This window comes from Lysinibacillus sp. NPDC056185 (assembly GCF_047737915.1).
Taxonomy (GTDB): domain Bacteria; phylum Bacillota; class Bacilli; order Bacillales_A; family Planococcaceae; genus Lysinibacillus.
Genome location: NZ_JBLLLQ010000109.1, coordinates 1 through 1,185 on the forward strand (window position 1 = coordinate 1; position 1,185 = coordinate 1,185).

2 protein-coding genes are annotated in these 1,185 nt (G+C 68.2%); both read right to left on the bottom strand.

From position 1 onward, the window contains the following. Positions 1 to 838 (bottom strand): TauD/TfdA dioxygenase family protein (locus ACMZ42_RS27205; RefSeq protein WP_415733456.1); only part of this gene is annotated, 838 nt, incomplete at its 3' end. 90 nt (positions 839 to 928) lie between these two features. After that, a partial coding sequence (locus ACMZ42_RS27210; protein WP_415733457.1) for a zinc-binding dehydrogenase occupies positions 929 to 1,185 on the bottom strand: 257 nt, incomplete at its 5' end.

The following is a 1,185-nucleotide window of genomic DNA, read 5'->3' on the forward strand; positions in this document are numbered from 1 at the left end:
GGTGCTGCGTGGAGCGGTTGTCCCAGATGGCGACGCTGTTCTGCGTCCATCGCCAGCGCACCTGGAACTCGGGCACGCCCGCCTGACTGATCAGGTAGTTCAACAGGTTGGTGGCGCCAGGCGCGTGGTCCTGGCCGAATCGCACGTTCCGGGGCGTGTGGTAGTTGACGAAGTGCGTGGTGAAGGAGTTGACGAAGAGGATCTGCTCGCCGGTCTCCGGGTGGGTGCGCACCACGGGGTGTTCCGCGTCCGGGTACCGGGCCTTCAGTGCGTGACGCTGCTCCAACGGCATGACGGCGCCGAAGGACGCCTCGATGCTGTGCCGCGCACGCAGGGCCGCGATCTGCGTCTTGATGTGCTCGGGCAGCCTGCGGAAGGCCTCGGCCATGTTGACCCAGATCGTGTCGCCGCCCACCTCAGGCGTCTCCACACAGCGCAGCACGGCGCCCATGGGCGGGCACTCGCGCCAGGTCCCGTCGCAGTGGAGGGAGTTCTCGTAGTGCTCGGGCTTGCTGTCCAGGTCCTTGTAGATCCGGACCAGCCCCGGGTGCTCCAGGTCGCTTCCGAGCACCGGGTGGTCCTCCAGCGGACCCAGGCGCGAGGCGAGGGCGACATGTTCGGCACGCGTGATGTCCTGCTCCCGGAGGAAGACGACCTTGTACTTCAGCAGCAGTGACTTCAGCTCTGCGAACAGCGCTTCGTCGCGCGAGGCCTCGCCGAGGTTCACGTCGAACAGTTCCGCGCCAATGCTGCAGGTGAGGGGCTGTGCCTTGATCGTGGGCCGGGGCGTGGTCGTGGTGGGTGGGCGGGCGGAGGTGACGTGTGTGGCTGCGCTCATCGCGCTCTCCTCTCGTGCGGGGTGCCGGACGACTCGCCGCGACGGGCGGACTCGCGTCGGTCGGCGTGGCGGACTGGGGGTGTTGTGAACTCAGAGGGTGAAGACGGAGGAGCCGATGCTGCGGCCTGCCTCCAGGTCGCGGTGGGCCTGGACTGCGTCAGCGAGTGCGTACCGCTGATTGATCTCGATGCGGATCCGCCCGGAGCCGACGTGGTCGAACAGTTCGCCGGCCAGTTGGGCGCGTTCAGCCGGGTCGGCGATGTAGTCGGCCAGGGCCGGACGGGTGACGAACAGCGAGCCCTTGACCGCGAGTTGCATGGCGTCGATCGGCGGGACCGGTCCGGACG